Origin of the sequence: Amycolatopsis sp. NPDC051716 (genome assembly GCF_040681595.1) — a bacterium.
Lineage (GTDB): Bacteria > Actinomycetota > Actinomycetes > Mycobacteriales > Pseudonocardiaceae > Amycolatopsis.
Genome location: NZ_JBFAZA010000024.1, coordinates 106104 through 131142 on the forward strand (window position 1 = coordinate 106104; position 25039 = coordinate 131142).

1 protein-coding gene is annotated in these 25039 nt (G+C 74.7%); it reads left to right on the plus strand.

Annotation, left to right across the window (positions count from 1 at the left end; translation table 11 throughout):
* Positions 1–6: 6 nt before the first annotated feature.
* A complete protein-coding gene (locus AB0M30_RS29875) occupies positions 7–25035 on the plus strand; it encodes a type I polyketide synthase (RefSeq protein WP_364590241.1) in 25029 nt (8342 codons plus the stop codon).
* The last annotated feature ends 4 nt before the right edge of the window (positions 25036–25039 follow it).

Sequence of the window (25039 nt, forward strand, 5' to 3'; positions counted from 1 at the left end):
GTTCGCATGGTGAACGAGAACAAGCTTCGCGAGTACCTGAAGCTGGTCACGGCGGATCTCCACGAGACCCGCCGCAGGCTCGAAGAGCTGGAGTCCGGCGCGCGCGAGCCGATCGCGATCGTCGGGATGAGCTGCCGGTTCCCCGGCGGGGTGCGTTCGCCGGAAGAGCTGTGGGCCCTGCTGTCCGACGGGGTCGACGCGGTCGGGCCGTTCCCCGCGGACCGCGGCTGGGACCTCGACGCGCTGTACGACCCCGACGGTGCGCGGCCCGGCTCCAGCTACGTCGCTGAGGGCGGTTTCGTCGACGGTGTCGCGGACTTCGACCCGTCGCTGTTCGGGATGTCGCCGCGCGAGGCGACGGCGACCGACCCGCAGCAGCGGCTGCTGCTCGAGGCGTCGTGGGAGCTGTTCGAACGGGCCGGGATCGATCCGCTGTCGGTGAAGGGCAGCCCCTCGGGGGTGTTCATCGGCGCGGGCCCGTCGGGCTACGGCCACGGCGCGCAGGCGCAGGAGGACGTCGAAGGCCACCTGCTGACCGGCAACTCCGGCAGTGTGCTGTCGGGCCGCATCTCCTACACCTTCGGGCTCGAAGGACCGTCGGTCACTGTGGACACCGCGTGCTCGTCTTCGCTGGTGTCGCTGCACATGGCCGCGCAGGCGCTGCGCAACAACGAGTGCTCGCTCGCGCTGGCCGGCGGGGTCATGGTGATGGCGGCCCCCGAAGGGTTCGTGGAGTTCAGCAAGCAGGGCGGGCTCGCGCGGGACGGGCGGTGCAAGCCCTTTTCCGACGACGCCGACGGCACCGGCTGGGCCGAAGGCGTGGGACTGGTGCTGGTCGAGCGGCTTTCGGACGCCCAGCGCCGCGGCCACCGCGTGCTCGCGCTGCTGCGCGGCTCGGCCGTCAACTCCGACGGCGCGTCCAACGGGCTCACCGCCCCCAACGGCCCCTCGCAGCAACGGGTCATCCGGCAGGCGCTCGCCGACGCCCGGCTGAGCATCGCCGACGTCGACGCGGTGGAGGCGCACGGCACGGGCACCAAGCTCGGCGACCCGATCGAGGCGCAGGCGCTGCTCACCACGTACGGGCAGGGGCGCGAGGCCGCCGAACCGCTGTGGCTCGGTTCGGTCAAGTCGAACTTCGGGCACACGCAGACCGCCGCGGGCGTCGCCGGCGTGCTGAAGATGGTGCTGGCGCTCCAGCACGGGATCCTGCCGAAATCGCTGCACGGCGACCGGCCGTCGACGGAGGTGGACTGGACCGCGGGGAACGTCCGGCTGCTCACCGAGGCCCGGCCGTGGCCGGCGACCGGCAGACCGCGGCGCGCCGGCGTCTCCGCCTTCGGGGTGGGCGGCACGAACGCGCACGTCGTTCTCGAACAGGCTCCGGATGAAGAAGCGGAGGCCGGGGTCACCACCGCGTCTCCGGTCGTGCCGTGGCTGGTTTCGGGCAAGACCGCGGACGCCCTGCGCGCACAGGCGCGCGCGTTGCGTTCCACTGTGGACATAGAGGACCCGGTGGCGGTGGGCTTCGCGCTCGCCTCGACGCGGGCGCGGCTGGAGCACCGTGCGGTGGTGCTGGCCGACGATCGCGCCGCGGCGCTGGCCGCGCTGGCTGCTGGTGAGTCGGCCGCCGGTGTGGTCTCGGGTGTCGTTTCGGGCGGTCGCTCGGCGTTTCTCTTCTCCGGTCAGGGTGCGCAGCGGCTTGGTGCGGGCCGGGAGCTGTATGAGTCGTTCCCGGTGTTCGCGGGTGTGGTGGACACGGTGTGTGCGCACGTGGACGGTTTGCGCGAGGTGATGTTCGGCGAGGACGCCGAACTGTTGAACCAGACGGTGTACACCCAGGCGGCGTTGTTCGCCATCGAGGTGGGTTTGTTCCGCCTGCTCGAATCTTGGGGGGTGACCCCGGATTTCCTGGTGGGGCATTCGATCGGTGAGCTGGCGGCAGCACACGTTGCGGGTGTGTTCTCTCTGGAGGACGCGTGTGCGTTGGTGGCTGCGCGTGGCCGGTTGATGCAGGCGCTGCCCGCCGGTGGCGTGATGGTCGCGGTGCAGGCTACGGAAGCTGAAGTGCTGCCGTTGCTGGTCGAGGGTGTGTCGGTGGCGGCGGTGAACGGCCCGTCGTCGGTGGTGCTCTCGGGTGATGAGGACGCGGTTGAGTCGGTCGTGGCCCGTTTCGAGGGCCGGAAGACTCGCCGGTTGTCGGTGAGTCATGCGTTCCACTCGGCCCGGATGGAGCCGATGCTGGCCGAGTTCCGCCGGGTCGCCGAGACGCTGACCTACCACGCGCCGTCGATTCCGGTCGTGTCCAATGTGACCGGAACGCTGGCCGAAGACCTGACCTCGCCGGAGTACTGGGTCCGGCACGTGCGCGGCACTGTGCGGTTCCACAACGGCGTGACTTACCTGGCCGAGCACGGGGTGACCCGGTTCCTGGAGCTGGGTCCCGACGGTGTGCTGACGGCGATGGCGGCGGAATCCGCCGAGGGCACACTGGTCTCGGCACTGCGCAAGGACCGCGCCGACGTCGAAGCCCTGCTGACGGCGGTGGCTTCGCTTTACGTCGTCGGCCAAGACGTCGACTGGACCGCGCTGTTCACCGGCACCGCCCGCGTCGACCTGCCCACCTACGCTTTCCAGCGCCAGCACTACTGGCTCGGCACCGCGCCCGCCGACCGGGGACCGGTCGCGAGCGGGGGCGGCGCTGACGGTGACTTCTGGGACGCCGTCGAACGCCGGGACGTCGACACGCTGACCGCGGAACTCGGGCTCGGCGACGACGGCCGGAGCACCCTGGACCAGCTGCTGCCGGTGCTGTCGTCGTGGCGCCGCAAGCGCGACGAGCAGAGCCTGGTGGACTCCTGGCGCTACCGGGTGACCTGGAAGCCGCTCACCGGCGACCTCCCCGAGCCGGCTCGCGGAACCTGGCTGGTCGTGGCGCCGCCGGGCGAACCCGCCGACCGGCTCGTCGTGGGGATGCGTGACAACGGCCTCGCGGTCGTGCACTTCCACCCCACCGAGACCAGCCGCGAGGCGCTCGCGGCGCAGCTTCGCGAGGTGGTCGAGGACAACAAGGAAACACCGTTCGACGGGGTGCTTTCCCTGCTGGGCCTCGACGAGAGCCCGCATCCGGAGTTCCCCGAACTGGCCATGGGACTGACGCTGAGCGTCACGCTCCCGCAGGCGCTCGGCGACGCCGGGATCGACGCGCCGCTCTGGTGCGCGACCCGCGGCGCGGTCTCGGTCGGCCGCTGGGACGGCGTGCTCCGGCTCGGCCAGGCGACGCTCTGGGGTGTCGGCCGGGTGACCGGGCTCGAGTTCCCCGACCGCTGGGGCGGCCTGCTCGACCTGCCGGCGGAGCTCGACGCCCGCGCGGTGCGCCGGGTGTGCGGCGTGCTGACCGGTGCGGGGGAGAACGACCAGGTCGCGGTCCGGCCCTCGGGCGTCTTCGGGCGGCGGCTCGGCCGGGCCGAACCGGCGGGCGACGAGGTGTGGCGGCCGCACGGGACCGTGGTGATCACCGGGGGCACGGGCGCGCTCGGTGCGCGGGTCGCGCGGTGGGTCGCCGAGGCGGGCGCCGAGCACGTGGTGCTGTCGTCGCGGCGGGGCATGGACGCGCCGGGCGCGGCGGAGCTGAAGGCCGAGCTGGCGGCGACCGGCGTCCGGGTGAGCGTCATGGCCGCCGACGTCGCCGACCGCGCGGCGTGCCGGGCGTTGCTGGTCTCCGCGGGCCTGGACATCCCCGTGTCGGCGATCGTGCACGCGGCGGGGGTGCTGGACGACGGCGTGCTGGACTCCGTGACCCCCGAGCGGCTCGCGGGGGTGGTGCGGGCGAAGGCGCACGCGGCGCGCAACCTGCACGAGCTGTCGGTCGAGCTCGACCTGGAACTGGACGCGTTCGTGCTGTTCTCGTCGTTCGCCGGCACGGTCGGCGCGGCGGGACAGGGCAGCTACGCGGCGGCCAACGCCTACCTCGACGGGCTGGCCGAGTACCGCGCGGCTTCCGGGCTCGCGGCGACGTCGATCGCCTGGGGCCCGTGGGCGGGCAGCGGCATGGCCACCGACGAGAAGGTCGACGCCCGGATGCGGCGCGGCGGCACGCCGCCGATGGCCGCCGAAACGGCGCTGCTGGCGCTCCGGCAAGCGGTCGCGCACGACACGTTCGTCGCCGTCGCCGACGTCGAGTGGGAACGGTTCGCCCCCGGCTTCACCGCGGCCCGCCCGAGCGCGCTCATCGGCGACCTCCCCGAGGCCCGCCGCGTCTTCGCCGACGCGGCCGCCGACGACACCGGGCACGGTCCCTCGTCCGTGCCGGACCGGATCGGCTCGCTACCGCACGCCGAGGCCCGCCGCGCGCTGCTCGACCTCGTGCGCGCCCACGCCGCCGCGGTGCTCGGCCACCCCGGACCCGAACACATCGAGCCGGGCCGGGCGTTCCGCGATCTCGGCTTCGACTCCCTGACCGCCGTCGAGCTGCGCACTTCCCTCGGCGCGGCCACCGGGCTGCGGCTGCCGGCCACGATGGTCTTCGACTACCCGAACGCCACCGTCCTGGCCGGCTACCTCGCCGGCGAACTGCTCGGCTCGCCCGCGGACACCGGCGAGCAGCCGACCGTGCCCGCCGCCCTCGACGCCGACGCCGATCCCATCGTGATCGTCGGGATGGGGTGCCGGTTCCCCGGCGGGGTGCGTTCGCCGGAGGACTTCTGGGGCCTGCTCGAAGCGGGTGCCGACGCGATGAGCCCGTTCCCCGCCGACCGGGGGTGGGACGGCGAGGGCATCGGCGGTTTCCTCGACGGCGCCGCGGAGTTCGACGCGGACTTCTTCGGGGTCTCGCCGCGCGAGGCGGTGGCGATGGACCCGCAGCAGCGGCTGCTGCTCGAGACGTCGTGGGAGGCGCTCGAAGACGCCGGCATCGATCCGCTGTCGCTGCGCGGCGACTCGGTCGGCGTCTTCATGGGGTCGAACGGCCAGGACTACCCGTGGCTGCTGCTGGGCACCGACGCGGACTCCGGCGGCTTCGCGGGCACGGGCAACGCGGCGAGCGTGCTGTCCGGCCGGGTCGCGTACGTGCTGGGTCTCGAAGGACCCGCGGTGACGGTGGACACGGCGTGCTCGTCGTCGCTGGTGGCCCTGCACTGGGGGGTCGAGTCGCTCCGGACCGGCGGCTGTTCGCTCGCGCTGGTCGGCGGGGTGACCGTGATGTCGACGCCGGGCTCGTTCGTGGAGTTCGACCGGCAGGGCGGGCTGGCGCCCGACGGCCGGGTGAAGGCGTTTTCCGAGGACGCGGACGGCACGGCGTGGGCCGAGGGTGTCGGCGTGCTCGTTGTGGAGCGGCTGTCGGATGCGCGGCGCCGTGGGCACTCGGTGCTGGCGGTGGTGCGCGGGTCGGCGGTGAACCAGGATGGTGCGTCGAACGGGCTGACGGCGCCGAACGGCCCGTCGCAGCAGCGGGTGATCCGGGCGGCGCTGGCGTCGGCCGGCGTGACGGCGTCCGAAGTGGACGCTGTCGAGGCGCACGGGACCGGCACGACACTGGGCGATCCGATCGAGGCGCAGGCGTTGCTGGCGACGTACGGGCGCGACCGGGAGCAGCCGTTGTGGCTGGGGTCGGTGAAGTCGAACATCGGGCACACCCAAGCCGCCGCGGGCGTCGCCGGCGTGCTCAAGATGGTGCTCGCACTGCGCCACGGCACGCTGCCGAAAACCCTGCACACCGGCGAAAAGTCGTCGCACGTGGACTGGTCGGCGGGTTCGGTCGAACTGCTGACGGGGGACCGTCCGTGGCCCGCCGGTGACCGGCCTCGCCGGGCCGGCGTGTCGTCGTTCGGGCTCAGCGGAACCAACGCGCACGTGATCCTGGAAGAAGCCCCCGCCGTCGCGGCGGCCGGGCAGCCGGCTCCGGAGCGGCCGGACGGCCTGGTGCCGCTGGTGCTGTCGGGACACGACGACGTGGCGCTGCGGGCCCAGGCCGCCCGGCTCGCCGCGGTGCTGGACGGAGCGGCGCAGCCGCCGCTGGTGGATGCCGGGTGGTCGTTGGCGACGTCGCGGGCCGCGCTCGGCTGCCGTGCCGTGGTGCTGGCGGCCGACCGGGCGGAGGCGTTGGCGGGGCTGGCCGCGCTGGCCGCCGGTGAGCCGGCCGCCGGTGTGGTGTCGGGCGTGGTCGCGGAGGGGAGTTCGGCGTTTCTCTTCTCCGGTCAGGGTGCGCAGCGGCTGGGCGCGGGTCGGGAGTTGTATGAGGCGTTCCCGGTGTTCGCGGACGCGGTGGATGCGGTGTGCGCGCACGTGGACGGTGAGCTGGATCGTCCCCTGCGTGAGGTGATGTTCGGTGACGACGCCGAACTGTTGAATCAGACCGTGTATACGCAGGCGGCGTTGTTCGCTGTCGAGGTGGCGTTGTTCCGGCTCGTCGAATCCTGGGGTGTGAAGCCGGATTTCCTGATCGGGCACTCGATCGGCGAGCTGGCGGCGGCCCATTGTGCGGGCGTGCTGTCGTTGGCGGACGCGTGTGCGCTGGTGGCCGCGCGTGGCCGGCTGATGCAGGCCCTGCCCGCCGGTGGCGTGATGGTCGCGGTGCAGGCCACCGAGGCCGAAGTGTTGCCGTTGTTGGGCGAACGCGTGTCGGTGGCCGCGGTGAACGGCCCCTCATCGGTGGTGCTCTCCGGCGATGAAGACGCAGTCGACTCAGTCGTAGAGCAGTTCGAGGGCCGGAAGACTCGTCGGCTCTCGGTGAGCCACGCGTTCCATTCTGCTCGGATGGAGCCGATGCTGGCGGAGTTCCGCCGGGTCGCGGAAACCCTCACCTACCAAGCCCCTTCGATTCCGGTCGTGTCCAATGTGACCGGAACGCTGGCCGAAGAACTGACGTCGCCGGACTATTGGGTCCGGCACGTGCGCGCAACCGTGCGGTTCCACGATGGCGTGACCTCTCTCGCCGAGCGCGGGGTGACCCGGTTCCTGGAGCTGGGCCCGGACGGTGTGCTGACCGCGATGGCGGCGGAATCCGTGGCGGGCACGCTGGTTTCCGCACTGCGCAAGGACCGGGCCGAGGAGCGGAGCGTGCTGACGGCGGCCGCGGCGCTCGCGGTGTCGGGGCAGCAGGTGGACTGGTCGCCGTTGTTCCCCGGCGCAGCCCGGATCGCCCTGCCCACCTACGCCTTCCAGCGGCGGCGCTACTGGCCGGAGCGGGCGGCGGGCACCACCGCGCCGGTATCCGGCCCGACCGACACCGCGTTCTGGACGGCCGTCGAAAACGCGGACCTCGACGCGCTCGCCGGCACCCTCGACGTCTCGGAAGAAGCCACGCAGGAGTCGCTCCGGACGCTGCTGCCCGCGCTCTCCTCCTGGCGGCGCAAGCAGGACCGGCAGGCGAGCATCGACGGCTGGCGCTACCGGATCGGCTGGCAGCCCGTCACCGGGCTCGAATCGGCCACTGTGGACAGTGAGCTGCCCGTCGTCGTGCCGCCCGGGCGGCACGCCGCCGAACTCGCCACCGCCATCGGCGGCACCGCGATCGAGTTCGGCACCCTGGACTTCGCCGGCCGCCTGCGCGACGCCGTCGAGGCGTACGGCCAGGGCGTCGTGCTCTCGCTGCTCGCCGTCGACGCCGAGCCGCACCCCGGCCGGCCGTCCGTGCCGGCGGGACTCGCGAACACCGTGTCGTTGCTGCGTACCGTCGAGGACGCCGGACTCGACGTGCGCATCTGGTCGGTCACCACGGAGGCCGTCTCGATCGGCCGCTCCGACGCGCCGCCCGTGCCCGCCAAGGCCGCGGTCTGGGGTCTGGGCCGGGTCGCGGCGCTCGAACAGGCCCGGCGCTGGGCCGGGCTCGTCGACCTGCCCGTGCGGCCGGACGAGCGCGCGGTGCGCCGGCTGGCCGCCGTCCTCGCCGGCTCGGCCGAGGACCAGCTGGCCATCCGCGACTCCGGCGTGTTCGCACGCCGGCTCCGGCACGCGAGCTTGCCCGCGACCGGGCCCGGCTGGACGCCGCGCGGAACGGTCCTGATCACCGGCGGCACGGGTGCGCTGGGCGCGCACGTCGCCCGGTGGGCCGCCGCGCACGGTGCCGAACACCTCGTGCTGACCGGACGGCGTGGCCCGGCCGCGCCCGGCGTGGCGGAGCTCGAAGCCGAGCTGACCGGGCTCGGGACGCGGGTGACCGTCGCCGCCTGCGACGTCGCCGACAAGGCCGAACTGACCGCGCTCGTCGAACGCCTCCGCGCCGAGGGCGCGGACATCCGCGCGGTCGTGCACGCGGCGGGCACCACCGAGGGCACCGCGCTCATCGACTCCACCGTGGACGATCTGGCCGCGATGATGCGGGCCAAGGCCGAGGGCGCCGCCCACCTCGACGAGCTGTTCGGCACCACCGCACTGGACGCGTTCGTCCTCTTCTCGTCGATCGCCGGCACCTGGGGCAGCGGCTGGCAGTCCGGCTACGCCGCCGCGAACGCGTTCCTCGACGCGCTCGCCGAACGCCGCCGCGCGGCGGGCCTCGCGGCGACCTCGATCGCCTGGGGTCCGTGGGGCGGCGACGGCATGGCCGCGTCGGCCGACGAACAGCGGCGCCTCGCGCGGCAGGGCCTGACGGTGCTCGACCCCGGGACCGCGCTCGACGCGCTGGCGCAGGCGGCCGGCGCGGACGAGCCCACCTGCGTGGTCGCCGACGTCGACTGGGCGCGCTTCGTGCCCGGGTTCACCGCCGTGCGGACGAGCCCGCTGCTCGACGCGGTCCCCGAAGCCGCCGCGGCCATCGCGGGCACGGCCACCGGGCCGGCCGCGTCGGACGGTTCCGCGCTGCTGGCCAAGCTGCGCTCACGCACCGAACGCGAGCGAGCCGGCCTCGTGCTGGACCTCGTCCGCACCGAGCTCGCCGCCGTGCTCGAGCACGGCGGTGCCGGCACGATCGCCGCCGACCGCGCGTTCCGGGACCTCGGCCTCGACTCGCTCACCGCGGTGGAGCTGCGCGACCGGCTCGCCGCCGAGACCGGGGTCGGCCTGCCCGCCGCGGTGGTGTTCGACTACCCGAACGCCGCCGCCCTCGCCGAGCACCTGCTGAGCGAGCTGATGGGCTCCGCGGACGTGGCCGGCCCCGCGTTGCCGGCCGCCTCGGCGGCCGACGACCCGATCGTCATCGTCGGCATGAGCTGCCGGCTGCCCGGCGGCGTGCTCGGCCCCGACGACCTGTGGCGGCTGGTCGCCGACGGCGCCGAAGGGCTCTCGACGTTCCCCGCCGACCGCGGCTGGGACGTCGATGCGCTCTACGACCCCGAACCGGGCGTCGAGGGCAAGACCTACTCGGTGACCGGTGGTTTCCTCGACGGCGCCGGGGAGTTCGACCCGCTGTTCTTCGGGATGAGCCCCAAGGAGGCGCTGGCCACCGACCCGCAGCACCGGCTGCTGCTGGAGACCGCGTGGGAGCTGTTCGAACGCGCCGGGATCGACCCGCACTCGATGCGCGGCAGCCAGACCGGCGTGTTCGTCGGCGCGGGCGCGTCCGGCTACGGCGCCGGGCTCGCCGAGGTGCCCGAGGGGCTGTCCGGCCACTTCCTCACCGGCAACTCCGGCAGCGTGGCCTCCGGCCGGATCTCCTACACGCTCGGCCTCGAAGGGCCGACGCTGACCGTCGACACCGCGTGCTCCTCGTCGCTGGTGGCCCTGCACCTCGCCGCGCAGGCCCTGCGGGACGGCGAGTGCACGATGGCGATCGCCGGCGGCGTGACCGTGATGGCGACCCCCGCGTCGTTCCTCGAGTTCAGCCGCCAGCGCGGGCTGGCCGCCGACGGGCGCTGCAAGCCGTTCTCCGCCGGCGCCGACGGCACGGGCTGGTCGGAAGGGGCCGGGCTGCTGCTGGTCGAACGGCTTTCGGACGCGCGCCGCCACGGGCACACCGTGCACGCGGTCCTGCGCGGCTCCGCGGTCAACTCCGACGGCGCGTCCAACGGCCTCACCGCGCCGAACGGTCCCGCCCAGCAGCAGGTCATCCGCAGGGCCCTCGCCGACGGCGGCCTCTCGCCCGCGGACGTCGACGCGGTGGAAGCCCACGGCACGGGCACGACGCTCGGCGACCCGATCGAGGCCGGGGCCCTGCTGGCGACCTACGGCCAGGACCGGCAGGAGCCGTTGTGGCTCGGCTCGGTCAAGTCGAACATCGGGCACACCCAGGCCGCTTCCGGTGTCGCGGGCGTCATCAAGATGGTGCTGGCCATGCGGCACGGCGTCCTCCCGCCGAGCCTGCACGCCGCGGAACCGACCCCGCACGTCGACTGGTCCGCCGGCAACGTGCGCCTGCTCGCCGAGGCGACCCCGTGGCCCGAGCACGACCGGCCCCGGCGGGCCGGCATCTCGTCGTTCGGCATCAGCGGCACCAACGCGCACGTCGTCATCGAAGCGCCGGCGGCCGTCCCGGCCGACGCCGAGCCCGCCGAAAGGCCGGTGCCGCCGGTGCTCGCCTGGCCCGTCTCCGGCCGGACCGCCGCGGCCTTGCGTGCGCAGGCGGACCGGCTGCTGTCCGCGCTCGACGGCACGCCGGTGGAGGCGGCCGACCTCGCCTACGCATTGGCCACGACCCGTTCGACGTTCGAGCACCGCGCCGTGGTGCTCGGGCGGGACACGGCGGACCTCGCGGACGGCCTCACGGCGCTGCGTGCCGGTGCGAAGGCGCCCGGCGTGCTCAGCGGGTCCGCGACGGCGGGCGGCCGCACCGCCTTCCTGTTCTCGGGCCAGGGCTCGCAACGCCCCGGCATGGGCCGCGAGCTGGCCGGGGCCTTCCCGGCGTTCGCCGACGCCCTCGACGCGGTCACCGCGCACCTGGACCTGCACCTCGACCGTCCACTGAAGACAGTCATGTTCGCGGAGCCGGGTAGCGAGGACGCGGAACTGCTGAGCCAGACGGCCTATACGCAGCCGGCGCTGTTCGCCATCGAAGTGGCGCTGTTCCGGCTCGTCGAGTCGTGGGGGCTGACCCCGGACCACCTCGTCGGCCACTCCATCGGCGAGCTCGCCGCCGCGCACGTCGCCGGGGTGCTTTCGCTGCCCGACGCGGCGAAGCTGGTCGCCGCGCGGGGCCGGCTGATGCAGGCGCTCCCCGCCGGGGGCGCGATGGTCGCGCTGCAGGCCGCCGAACACGAGATCGTCGCCGCCCTGGACGGCCGCGGTGCCGAGGTGTCCGTCGCCGCGGTCAACGGCCCTTCGGCGGTCGTGATCGCCGGCGACGAGGTGGCGACGCTGGAGGTGGCCGCCGGGTTCGAGGCGATGGGCCGGATGACGAAACGGCTGCGGGTGAGCCACGCGTTCCACTCGCCGCGGATGGCCCCGATGCTCGACGAGTTCCGCGCGGTCGCCGCGTCGCTGACCTACGGCGAACCGGCGATCCCGATCCGCTCGAACGTCACCGGCGAGCCCGCGAGCGCTCGCGAGCTCGGCAGCCCCGAGTACTGGGTGCGGCACGTCCGGGAAGCGGTGCGCTTCCACGACGGGATCCGCGGCCTCGCCGAGGACGGCGTGACCCGGTTCGTCGAACTGGGCCCCGACGCCATCCTCACGCCGATGGCCGAGCAGTGCCTCGACCCGCTGCCGCCGGACACCGTGGTGGTGCCGCTGCTGCGCCGCGATCGCGGCGAGCCGGACGCGCTGCTCACCGCACTCGGCCGGCTGCACGTCAGCGGACCGGCCCCCGACTGGGGCAAGCTGCTCGGCGGCCCGGGAGCCCGGCGCGTGGAGCTGCCGACCTACGCCTTCCAGCACGAGCGGTTCTGGCTCGAAGCCACCGACGGTGGTGGCGATCCGGCCGCGGCCGGGCTGACCGCCTCCGGGCACCCGCTGCTCGGCGTCGTCACGGCCGTCGCGGGTTCCGGGGAGACGCTGTTCAGCAGCAGGCTGTCCGTGCGCTCCCAGCCGTGGCTGGCCGACCACGTCGTCGGCGGCCGGGTGCTGTTCCCCGGCACCGGCTACGTCGAGCTGGCGCTGGGCGCGTGCGAAGTGCTCGGCTGCGACACCGTCGAGGAGTTGGTCCTCGAAGAGCCGCTGACGCTGCCCGAGACGGGCGGGGTCCGGCTGCAGGTCCGGGTCGGAGCCCCCGACCCGGCCGGCGTCCGTTCGTTCGCCGTGTTCTCCCGTCACGAGGACGGCGACGGGACGTGGGCGCGGCACGCGAGCGGCACGCTCCTGCGCGATGGCGCCGGGCGCACCGGGACTTCGCTGGCCGAGTGGCCGCCGCCGGGCGCCGTGGCGATCCCCGTCGACGACCACTACGCCAGCCGCGCCGACGGCGGGTTCGACTACGGCCCCGCCTTCCGTGGGCTGCGGGCGGCGTGGCGGCTCGGCACCGTCGTCTACGCCGAGGTCGCGCTGCCCGAGTCCGCCGGTGCGGCCGGGTTCGGCCTGCACCCGGCGTTGCTCGACGCGGCCTTGCAGGCGCTGGCGTTCCTGCCCGCCGACGCCGGGGCAAGCGGCCCGAGGCTGCCGTTCTCCTGGCGCGGGATCACCCTCGGCGCCGCCGGGGCGAGCGCGCTGCGCGTGCGGCTTTCGCCGTCGGACGGCCCGAGCGGGGTCGCCGTCACGCTCGCCGACCCGGCCGGGCGGTTCCTCGCCTCGGCCGACGAGCTGGTGCTGCGCACCGTCTCGGCCGAACAGCTGGCCGCGTCCGGGGACGCCGGCCGCGGCGCGCTCTACCGGCTGGACTGGCAGGCCGCCGAGGGCGGGCTCACTCCGGTTCTGCTCGACGCCGATCTCGCGACACTGGCTTCGCAGGAGCGAACGGTCCCGGTAGCCGTCGCAGTGTCCACAGTGGATGAAGTGACCCCGCTTGTCGAGGCTTGGCTGGCCGAAGCCGGGTTCGCGGGCGAGACGCTGACGTTCGTCACCACCGGGGCCGGTGCGGACGGCGAGTGGACCGAGGACGGTGCCGCGATCTGGGCGCGCGTCCGCGCTGCCGAGGCGGCGCACCCCGGCCGGTTCGCCGTCGTCGACACCGACGGGACGGCGGTCGTGGTGCCCGGCGAGCCGGAAACCGTGGTGCGGCAGGGTGCAGTGCTCGTCGCACGGCTGGTGCGCGCCGCCGTCGAGGCCGTCGAACCGGGTGGCCCGGTGCTGCTCGCGGACGCCGGTGCCGACGACGTGGCGGCACCGCTCGTACGACGGCTGCTCGGGCTCGGCCACGGGCCCGTGCTGCTCGCCGCGGGCTCGGCGCGACGTGCGGCGGAGCTGGGCGAAGAACTGGACGGCCTCGACGGGGTGTCCGTCGTCGAGACCGATCTAGCGGACGCCGCGTCGGTTTCGGTGCTGGTGACCGAGCACGCCGTGACCACCATCGTCCACACGGGAACGGATTCCGGCACGCTGCGAGCCGTCGAAACGGCGACCCCGGCGTCGGCACGGCTGCTGCTCCTGGCGGCCGGGCCCTCGGCCCCGGTCGACGAACTGGCCCGGCGCCGTCGCACGGACGGCGGGTTCGCGGTCGTGGTCCGCCGCGGCGTGGCGGACCGGCCGTGGCTGCGCCCGCTCACCGCCGGTGACGTGGCGGTGCTCGCCGCCCGTGCCCTCGGGGCGGCCGATTCGCCGGTGCTGCCGATGGACGTCGACCAGAGCGTCCTCAATGGACAGACGGTGCCGGCGCCGCTGCGCGCGCTCGTGCGCCGGGCCCGGGCCGTGCCGGAGACCGTCGTCGGCGACGCCGGGGTCGGCCTGCGCGAGCAGCTCGTCGCCGTGGCCGCCGAAGACCGGCACCCCGTCCTGCTCGACCTCGTGCGCGAGCAGGCCGCGATCGTGCTCGGCTACTCCGGACCCGAGGCGGTGGAGCCCGGCCGCGCGTTCCGCGACCTCGGCTTCACGTCGCTGAGCGCGGTCGAGTTCCGCAACGCGATGAACGAGGTCACCGGGCTCCGGCTCGCCGCGAGCCTCGTGTTCGACTACCCGACCCCGGCCGGGCTCGCCCGGCACCTCGAGGAGGAACTGGTCGGCGCCCCGGCGGGCGCGAGCGGGCCCGCGGTGACCGCGCCGGTCGACGACGAACCGATCGTGATCGTCTCGATGGCCTGCCGCTACCCGGGTGGCATCCGCACCCCCGAACAGCTGTGGGAGGTCGTCGCGGCCGGGTCCGACGAGATCACCGGGTTCCCCACCGACCGCGGCTGGGACCTCGACGCCCTCTACGACCCCGACGGCCAGACCCCGGGCACCTGCTACACCCGCGAAGGCGGCTACCTGCACAACGCGAGCGAGTTCGACGCCGCGTTCTTCGGGATCAGCCCGCGCGAGGCGGTGGCGATGGACCCGCAGCAGCGGCTCCTGCTCGAAATCAGCTGGGAGGCGCTGGAACGCGCGGGACTGACCCAGGAGGCGTTGCGCGGCAGCAAGACCGGCGTCTTCGCCGGCGTGACCTACCAGGACTACGGCTCGCTGCTCATGCACGCGGTGGAAAGCTCCGAAGGCATGCTCGGCACGGGCAACTCGCCGAGCGTGCTCTCCGGCCGGGTCGCCTACACCCTCGGGCTCGAAGGGCCCGCCGTCTCGATCGACACGGCCTGTTCGTCGTCGCTGGTCGCCCTGCACTGGGCTGCGCAGGCGCTGCGGGCGGGTGACTGCTCGCTCGCACTGGCCGGCGGCGTGACCGTGATGTCGAGCCCGGTTTCGCTCATCGAATTCAGCGCGCAGAAGGCACTCGCCCCAGACGGGCGCAGCAAGCCGTTCTCGGCCGACGCCGACGGCGCGAGCTGGGCCGAGGGCGCCGGTGTCCTGCTGCTCGAACGGCTCTCGGACGCGCGGCGCAACGGGCACCGCGTGCTCGCCGTCGTCAAGGGGAGCGCGCTCAACTCCGACGGTGCGTCCAACGGGCTGACCGCGCCCAACGGGCCGTCGCAGCAGCGGGTCATCCGGCACGCGCTCGGCAACGCGGGCCTGACCCCCGCCGACGTCGACGTGCTGGAGGCGCACGGGACGGGCACCGCGCTCGGCGACCCGATCGAGGCGGGCGCCGTGCTCGCGACCTACGGCAAGGACCGGCCGGCGAACCGGCCGCTGTGGCTCGGCTCGCTCAAGTCCAACATCGGGCACTCGCAGGCGGCCGCGGGCGTCGGCGGCGTGATCAAGATGGTGCAGGCGATGCGGCACGGCATCGTCCCGCCGACCCTGCACGCCGAGACACCGACCCCGCACGTCGACTGGTCCTCGGGTGCCGTGGAGCTGGCGACCGAAGCGCGGCCGTGGCCCGAGACGGGCGCGCCGCGGCGCGCGGGCGTCTCGTCGTTCGGGATGAGCGGCACCAACGCGCACGTGATCATCGAGTCGGCCCCGGACGAGCCGGCGCGGCACGTCGAGCCGGCGGGCGGCACGGTCGCGTGGCCGGTCTCGGCGCGGTCGGCCGGTGCCCTGCGGGCGCAGGCCGGGCAACTGTTGTCCATTATGGACGGACAGGACCCGGCCGCGATCGGCAAGGTGCTCGCGACGGGCCGGACGCACTTCGAGCACCGCGCGGTGCTCGTCGGCGACGACCTCACCGGGTTCCGGCGCGCGCTGCGGGCGTTGACCGACGAGCGGGCGGACAGCGGCCTGGTCACCGGGGTCACGGCCGCGCGCGGCAAGGCCGTGTTCGTGTTCCCCGGCCGGCAGGCGGGCCGGCCCGGGGTGGTGTCGCAGCTGCTGACCGAGTCGGCCGTGTTCGCCGACCGCCTCGGCGAGTGCTCGGACGCCATCGCCGAGGCCACCGGCTGGTCGGTCCTCGACGTGCTGCGCGGGGTGGAAGGAGCCCCCTCGCCCGAGCGGATCGACGTGGTGGAGGCGTGCGCGTTCGCCGTATCGGTGGCGCTCGCCGAGTTGTGGCGAGCGCACGGCGTGCGGCCGTCGGCGGTGCTCGGCTACGCCGACGGCGAGCTCGCCGCGGCCTGTGTCGCGGGCGCGCTTTCCCTGCGTGACGCGGTGAAGGTGCTCGTCGCGCGGGGCCGGGTGCTGACCGGCACGGACGCGGCGGCGCTGGTGGTGCTGGCCCGGGCGGAGCTGGACGTGCTGCTCGGCGAGACCGGCGGCCGGGTGCGGCTCGCAGCGTCGCACGGGCCCGCGGAGGCTGTGGTGTCCGGTGCCCCCGGCGCGATCGAGGAGTTCATCGAGGCCTGCCGGGCCCGTGGCGGCCAAGCTCGTTCCGTGGCCGCCGCGCACACGCCGGACTCCGTGGACCCCACCGTGGCCGACCGGCTGCTGGCGGAGCTCGGCGACGCCGGCTTCGAGGCCGCCGAGCCGCGGTTGCCCGTCCTCTCGACGGTGACCGGCGAACCGGCGGGCGTGCTGGACGCCGGGTACTGGGCCCGCGCCCTGGGCGCTCCGGTGCTGCTCGACGCCGCCGTCCTCGCGGCGACACGCGAAGGTGGCGTGTTCGTCGAGGTGAGCGCCGACGCGGTGCTCACGACGGCGGTCGAGGACGTGGCGCGCGGTGCGGGCGAGGACGAGACCGGGCCGCTGGTGGTCGGCACCCTCCGCCGCACGCAGGCCGACCTGAGGCGGTTCCTGCTTTCCCTCGGCGAGCTGCACTGCGGCGGCTTCGCGGTCGACTGGGCCCCGGTGTTCGCCGGGCGCGAGCCGGCTGACGTCGAGTTGCCCACCTATGCCTTCCAGCACCAGCGGTTCTGGCCCACGTTCCCCGAGCCGGGCAGCGCCGCGGGCCCGGACAGCGCGGCCGACCCGGCCGACTCGCGGTTCTGGGACGCCGTCGACCAGGAAGACCTCGGCTCGCTCGCCGAGACGCTCGACCTCGACCGGGCGGCGCTGGAGCCGGTGCTGCCCGCGCTGTCCTCGTGGCGCCGGCGCCGCCGCGACGAGTCCACTTTGGATAACCTGCGCTACCGGGTGAGCTGGCGGCCCGTCGCCGATCCGGCCGCTCCTGAGCTGTCGGGGACCTGGCTGCTCGTCACCGGCACGGACACCGATGCCACGACCGGCGCGTGGGCGACCGCCGCTGCCGAAGCGCTCGTCGCGCACGGCGCCGAGGTCGAACGACTCGCCGCGGGCACCGACCGTGCTGCGCTGGCCGAAGCGGTCCGCGCTGCCGCGGACGGCCGCACCCTCGGCGGCGTGCTTTCGCTGCTGGCGCTGGACGAGACGGCCGAGGACGGCCACCGGGAGCTTCCCGCGGGCCTGGCCTGCACGGCCACGCTCGTGCAGGCGCTCGGCGACGCCGACGTCGACGCGCCGCTGTGGTGCGCGACGCGCGGCGCGGTGTCGACGGGACGCGCGGACTCGCTCGACCACCCGGCGCAGTCGCTCGTGTGGGGCCTCGGCCGGGTCGCCGCGCTCGAACACCCGGAACGCTGGGGCGGTCTCGTCGACCTCCCCGCGCGTCCCGACCGCCGGTCCGCCCGCCGGCTGGCGGCCGCGCTCACCGGCATCGACGGCGAGGACCAGCTCGCGGTGCGGGCGTCCGGCGTCTTCGGGCGGCGGCTCGTCCGGGCGCCGCTCGGCGGCACCGGCACCGACGGCGCCTGGTCGCCGGCCGGCACCGTGCTCGTCACCGGTGGTACCGGTGCGCTCGGCGCGCACCTCGCCCGGTGGCTCGCCCACGAGGGAGCCGAGCACCTGCTGCTGACCAGCCGCCGGGGCGCGGACGCCCCGGGTGCCGCGGAGCTCGAAGCCGAGCTCACCGGACTCGGGGTCGGCGTGACGATCGCCGCGTGCGACGCCGCCGATCGCGACAGCCTCGCGGCGACGTTGTCGCTGGTACCCGCCGAGCACCCGCTGACGGCGGTCGTGCACGCGGCCGGCGTGCTCGACGACGGCATGCTCGACTCGATGACGCCGGACCGGCTGGCCGGCGTGCTGCGGGCGAAGTCGTACGCGGCGCTGAACCTGCACGAGCTGACCCGCACCGCGGATCTGTCGGCCTTCGTGCTGTTCTCCTCGACCGCCGGCGTCTGGGGCGGGCCTGGCCAGTCGAACTACGCCGCCGCCAACGCGTTCCTCGACGCGCTCGCCGACCACCGGCGCGGGCTCGGCCTGACCGCGACGTCGATCGCGTGGGGGCCGTGGGCCGAGAGCGGGATGGCCGACCACGCCGCGCTGCTGCAACGCCAGCGCCGGGGCGGCATCCTCGCGCTGGAGGTCGAGCAGGCGTTCGCCGCGCTGCGGCAGGCGCTCGACCACGACGAGACGTGCGTGACCGTCGCGGGCGTCGACTGGTCGCTCTACGCGCCCGGCTTCGGCACGCTGCGCCCGAGCCGGCTCATCGAGGGCGTGCCCGAGGCGAAGCGCGCGCTGGAGCTGACCGCGGATGCGGCCGGCGATCCGGACGCCGGTGGTTCGGCGCTCTCGGCGCGGCTCGCCGGGCTGTCCGAGGCCGAGCGGGAGCGGGAGCTGCTCGACATCGTGAAGCTGTTCGTGTCCGGCGTCCTCGGGTTCGACGGCGCCGACGAGGTCGACGCCGCGCGGGCCTTCAGCGACATCGGCTTCGACTCGCTGACCGCGGTGGAGCTGCGCAACCGGCTCAGCTCGCTGACCGGCGTCCGGCTCCCGTCGACGCTGATCTTCGACTACCCGACGCCGGCCGCGCTGGCCCGCTACCTGCGGGGCGAACTGGTCGCCGATGACGCACCCGCCGCCGAACCCCCGGCCGCCGCCGTCGTCGCGCAGCCCGCCGACGACCCGATCGTCATCGTCGGCATGAGCTGCCGGTTCCCCGGCGACGTCCGGTCGCCCGAGCAGCTGTGGGACCTGCTCGCCGAGGGCGGCGACGCGATCACGGAGTTCCCCGCCGACCGCGGCTGGGACCTCGACGCCATCTATGACGCGGACGCCGACAACACCGGCACGAGCTACGTGCGCTCCGGCGGTTTCGTCGGCGACGCGACGCAATTCGACGCCGCGTTCTTCGGGATCAACCCGCGCGAGGCGCTCGCGATGGACCCGCAGCACCGGCTGCTGCTCGAAACCTCGTGGGAGGCGCTCGAGCGCACCGGGATCGACCCCACTTCGCTGCGCGGCAGCCGGACGGGCGTCTTCGCCGGGGCCACGGGGCAGGACTACACGCCGCTGCTGGCGATGTCCGACCACGACGTCGAGGGCTACGTCATGACGGGCAACTCGGGCAGCATCCTGTCCGGGCGCATCGCCTACACCCTCGGTCTCGAAGGCCCGGCGGTCACCGTGGACACGGCCTGCTCGTCGTCGCTGGTCGCCCTGCACTGGGCGGCGCAGGCGTTGCGCACCGGTGAATGCGACCTGGCGCTGGCGGGCGGGGTGACCCTGATGTCCACGCCGTCGTCGTTCGTGCAGTTCAGCCGGCAGCGCGGGCTCGCGCTCGACGGGCGGTGCAAGCCGTTCTCGGAGAGCGCCGACGGCACGGGCTGGGCCGAAGGTGCCGGGATCCTCGTGCTGGAGCGGCTTTCCGTCGCCCGGCGGCTCGGCCACCCCGTCCTGGCGGTGGTGAAGGGTTCGGCGATCAACTCCGACGGCGCGTCGAACGGCCTGACCGCGCCGAACGGCCCTTCGCAGCAGCGGGTGATCCGGGACGCGCTGGCCACCGCGGGCCTTCGTCCGTCCGATGTGGACGCCGTCGAAGCGCACGGCACCGGCACGGTCCTCGGCGACCCCATCGAGGCGCAGGCACTGCTCGCGACCTACGGCCGGGACCGGGACCGGCCGCTGTGGCTCGGCTCGGTGAAGTCCAACGTCGGGCACACGCAGGCCGCGGCGGGCGTGGCCGGGGTGATGAAGATGGTGCTGGCGCTGCAGCACGAGCTGCTGCCGCGGACACTGCACGTGACCGAGCCGTCGTCGCACGTGGACTGGTCGGCCGGCGACGTGGCCCTGCTCACCGAGCCGGTGCCGTGGCGGGCGGACGGGACGCCGCGCCGGGCCGGGATCTCCTCGTTCGGGCTCAGCGGCACCAACGCGCACGTGATCGTCGAGCAGGCGCCGGCCGCGGAACCCGCGCCGGTCGTGCCCGAGCGGAAGGCACCCGCGCCCGTGCCGTGGCTCGTGTCCGCGGCGACCGCCGACGGTCTCGCGGCGCAGGCGGCGCGGCTGCGGGCCGCCTGCGAGGAGACCGCTCCGCTGGACGTCGCTTACACCCTGGCCACCGCGCGGTCGTCGTTCGAGCACCGGGCGGCGATCGTGGCCGGCGAGCCGGCGGAGTTCCTGGCCGCGCTGGACGCACTGGTCGGCGGGGAAGCCGCGGACGTCAGCCGGGGCGTGGCCGCGCCGGACGCGCGCTCGGCGTTCCTGTTCTCGGGCCAGGGCGCCCAGCGGCCGGGCATGGGCCGGGAGCTGTACGCGACCTTCGACGTGTTCGCCGACGCCCTCGACGCCGTGTGCGCGCAGCTCGACGCCGAGTTCGACGCCGCCGGCGGTCCGGGGATCGCCGACCGGCCGCTGCGGGAGGTGCTGTTCGCCGAAGCGGACGGTGCCGAGGCGGAGACCGCCGCGTTGCTGGACCAGACGGTCTACACGCAGGCGGCGCTGTTCGCCGTCGAGGTCGCGCTGTTCCGGCTCGTCGAGTCGTGGGGCCTGACCCCGGCCTACCTGGTGGGTCACTCGATCGGCGAGCTGGCGGCGGCCCACGTCGCCGGCGTGCTCTCGCTGCCCGACGCCGCGAAGCTGGTCGCCGCGCGGGGCCGGCTGATGCAGGCGCTCCCGGCCGGCGGCGCGATGATCGCGCTCCAGGCGAGCGAGGACGAAGTCACGCCGCTGCTGACGGAACCGGTGTCGATCGCGGCGGTCAACGGTCCCGCGTCGGTCGTGGTCTCCGGGGAGGAGGCGGCGGTCGAGGCGATCGCGGCGCACTTCCGCGACGCCGGCCGCAAGACCCGCCGGCTCACGGTGAGCCACGCGTTCCATTCGCCGTCGATGGAGCCGATGCTCACCGAGTTCCGCCGGGTCGCCGAGAGCCTGACGTTCGAGCAGCCGCGGCTGCCGGTGGTGTCGAACGTGACGGGGACACTGGCGACGGCCGAGGAGCTGACCTCGCCGGAGTACTGGGTCCGGCACGTCCGCCAGGCCGTCCGCTTCCACGACGGAATGCGGTACCTCGCCGGGCACGGTGTCACGCGGTTCCTCGAACTCGGCCCGGACGCCGTGCTCACCGCGCTGGCCGCCGACTGCGTGGCCGACACCGACGCCGTGCTCGTGCCCGCCCTGCGCCGGGACCGCACCGAGGTCACCGGCATCACGACGGCCGTCGCCACGCTGCACGTCCACGGCACGTCGCCGGACTGGGCCGCGTTCTTCGCGGGCCGGGACGCGCGCCGGGTCGCCTTGCCCACCTACGCCTTCCAGCGCCGCCGGTTCTGGCCGACGGCGTCGGCGCTCGGCTTCGGCGACGTCCGCGCGGCCGGGCTCGGCTCGGCCGGCCACCCGCTGCTCGGGGCGGCCGTGCCGCTCGCGGCCTCGGACGGCCACCTGTTCACGTCCCGGCTGTCGGTGCAGACCCAGCCGTGGCTGGCCGACCACGCCGTGCAGGGCCGGATCCTGCTGCCGGGAACGGCGTTCCTGGAACTGGCGATCCGGGCCGGCGACGAGGTCGGCTGCGCTCGCGTGGCCGAGCTGACGCTGGCCGCTCCGCTGGTGCTCCCCGAGCACGGCGGCGTCCAGCTGCAGGTCGTCGCCGGTGAGCCGGACGAGCACGGCAGCCGGTCGCTCACTGTCCACTCGCGACCCGAGAAGGCGGACGCGGACCAGCCGTGGACGCTGCACGCCACCGGTGTCCTCGACACCGGCGCCGCCGAGCCGGCGGACCGGCTCGGCGCGTGGCCGCCGGCGGGCGCGGAAGCACTCGACGTCGGCGACTTCTACGAGATGTACGCCCGCAGCGGGTTCGCGTACGGCCCGGCGTTCCAGGGCATGCGGGCGGCGTGGCGGATCGGCGACGAGGTCTTCGCGGAGCTGGCGCTGCCCGAGGCGCAGCAGGAGGCGGCGGCCGGCTTCGGCCTGCACCCCGCGCTGCTCGACGCCGCGCTGCACCCGCTGGTGTTCCTCCCGCTCGAAGGTTCCGGCCGCAGCAGGCTCCCGTTCTCCTGGAGCGGGGTGTCACTGCACGCGGGCGGGGCGGCGACGGCCAGGGTGCGGCTCGCGCAGGCCGGTCCCGACGCGCTCGCGCTGACCGTGTGGGACGCGGCCGGCCTGCCCGTCGCGTCGATCGAGTCGCTGGCGATGCGCGAAATGTCGACGGAGGCGCTGCAGAGCGCGCCGTCGGCGCCGGAATCGCTGTACCGCCTCGACTGGAGCCCGATCGAACCCGGCGAGGCGCCGGGCTCGCCGTCGTTCGCCGTGCTCGGCGCGGACGACCTCAAGCTGGCCGCCGAGCTGGCCCACACCGGGGCCGTGGTCGCGGCCTACCCGGACCTGGCCGCGCTCGGCGGGGCCACGGTGCCGGACGCCGTGCTGGTGCCGTGCGTGGCCAACGGCCACGCGACCGGTGACCTGCCCGCGGACGTCCGCACCGCGACCCACGGGCTGCTCGACCTGCTGCAGGACTGGGTTTCCGACGAGCGGTTCGAGGCCTCCACGCTGGTCGTCGTGACCCGGGGTGCCGTCGCGCGCGCCGGCGAGGACGTCCGGGACCTCGCGTACGCGCCGGTCTGGGGCCTCGTGCGTTCGGTGCAGACCGAGCAGCCGGGCCGCATCCTGCTGGTCGACGTCGACGACGAGCCCGCGTCGATCGAGGCGTTGCCGGCGGCCCTGCGCAGCGGTGAGCCGCAGCTGGTGCTGCGGGCGGGCGTCCCCCACGTGGCGAGGCTGGCGAAGCCGGCCCCGGGAGCGCTGGTGCCACCGCCGGACGCGCCGTCCTGGCGGCTGGACATCGGGCAGCGGGGCACGCTGGAGAACCTCCGGCTGCAGCCGGCCCCCGAAGCCGCCGGCGAGCTGCTGCCCGGCCACGTGCGCATCGCCGTTCGCGCTGCGGGCGTCAACTTCCGCGACGTGCTGAACGCCCTCGGGATGTATCCCGGCGAGGTCGGGGCGATGGGGCTCGAAGGCGCCGGCGTGCTCACCGAAGTCGCGCCGGACGTGACCGGGTTCGCCGTCGGCGACCGCGTGCTGGGCATGTTCGGCGGCGCGTTCGGCCCGCTCGTGCTCGCCGATCACCGGATGGTGGCGCGGATCCCGGACGACTGGTCGTTCGTGCAAGCCGCTTCGATCCCGCTGGCCTACCTGACCGCGTACTACGCGCTGGTCGATCTCGGCGGGGTCCGGCCGGGCGACGCGGTGCTCGTGCACGCCGCCGCGGGCGGGGTCGGCATGGCGGCGGTCCAGCTGGCCAGGCACCTCGGGGCGGAGGTCTACGGCACGGCGAGCGCGGGCAAGCACGGCGCGTTGCGCGAACTCGGCCTCGCCGACGACCACATCGCGTCGTCGCGGTCGGTCGGCTTCGCGGCGGACTTCGCGGCGCCCGGCGGACGCGGGATGGACGTGGTGCTGAATTCGCTCGCGGGCGAGTTCGTCGACGCCTCGCTCGGGCTGCTTTCGCCTGGCGGCCGGTTCCTCGAGATGGGCAAGACCGACGTGCGTGCCGGCGACGAGGTCGCCGCCGCCCACGAGGGGGTGCGTTACCAGGCCTTCGACCTCGTCGAGGCGGGCGCGGACCGCATCGGGCGGATGCTCGCCGAACTGGTGGAGCTGCTGCGCGGCGGCGCGCTGCATCCGCTGCCGATCACCACCTGGGACGTGCGGCGCGCGCCCGAGGCGTTCCGGTTCATGAGCCAGGCGAAGCACATCGGCAAGGTCGTGCTGACGATGCCGCGACAGCTCGACCCCGATGGCACGGTCCTGGTCACCGGCGGTACCGGCGGCCTGGGCCGCGAGCTGGCCCGCCACCTCGTCACCGAGCACGGCGTTCGCCGCCTGCTGCTGACCAGCCGGCGCGGGCTCGCTGCCGACGGCGCCCCGGAGCTGGCCGGCGAGCTCGCCGGGCTCGGTGCCGAGGTCGTGATCACGGCCTGCGACGTCGCGGACCGGAAGGCGCTCGCGGCCGTGTTGGCCGGGGTGCCCGCAGAGCACCCGCTGACCGCGGTGGTGCACACGGCGGGCGTCGTCGACGACGGGCTGCTCGCCTCGCTCGACCACGAGCGGATCGACCGGGTGCTGCGGCCGAAGCTCGACGCCGCGGTCCACCTGCACGAGCTCACCAAGGACCAGGAGCTGGCCGCCTTCGTGCTGTTCTCCGGCGCCGCGGGCCTGTTCGGCGGCGCGGGCCAGGGCAACTACGCGGCGGCGAACGTCTTCCTCGACGCCTTCGCCGCGCACCGGTACCACCACGGCCTGCCCGCCACGGCGCTCGCGTGGGGGCCGTGGGGCCAGGGCGCCGGGATGACGAGCCGGCTCACCGAAGCCGACCTCGCCCGGATGGCGCGCGGCGGGATGCGGCCGCTCACGGTGGAGCTGGGCCTGTCGTTGTTCGACGCGGCCCTCGGGACGGACGAACCGGCGCTGCTGCCGATGGACCTCGACACGGCCGCGTTGCGGGAGCAGGGCGAGGCGCTGGCACCGCTCTACCGGGGCGTGGTCAAGGCGCCGTCGAGGCGCAGCGCGCAGTCCGCGGGCCAGGCGGACGTCGCCGGCTCGCTGGCGAAGGCGCTGGGCGGGATGGCCGAAGCGGAGCGGGCCGAGGCGCTGGTCGAGCTGGTGTGCGGCCAGGTCGCCGCGGTGCTCGGGCACGCCTCGGCCGGGGACATCGAGCCGGAGCGGTCGTTCAACGAGCTCGGCTTCGACTCGCTGACCTCGGTCGAGCTGCGGAACCGGCTCGGCGTCGCCGCCGGGCTCCGGCTGCCGGCGACCCTCGTGTTCGACTACCCGACCCCGACCGCGCTCGCGGGCTACCTGCTCGGCGAGATCGTGCCGGAGGAGGAACCGGCCGCCGAGCGCGCGCTCGGCGAGCTGGACCAGCTGGGCGGCCTGCTTTCCCGGGTCGCCGCGGACGACGGGCTGCGCTCGGCGATCACGCGCAAGCTCGAAGACCTGCTCGGCCGGTGGAGCGGCACGCCCGCGGCCGGTAGCGGAGACGGCGACGTGGCGGCCGCGAGCGCCGACGAGCTGTTCGACCTGATCGACAAGGAGTTCGGGTCCTGACGGT

Bases quoted from the DNA above. Each gene is read 5' to 3' on its own strand.
- AB0M30_RS29875 (WP_364590241.1), top strand. From the start codon at position 7: ATGGTGAACGAGAACAAGCTTCGCGAGTACCTGAAGCTGGTCACGGCG.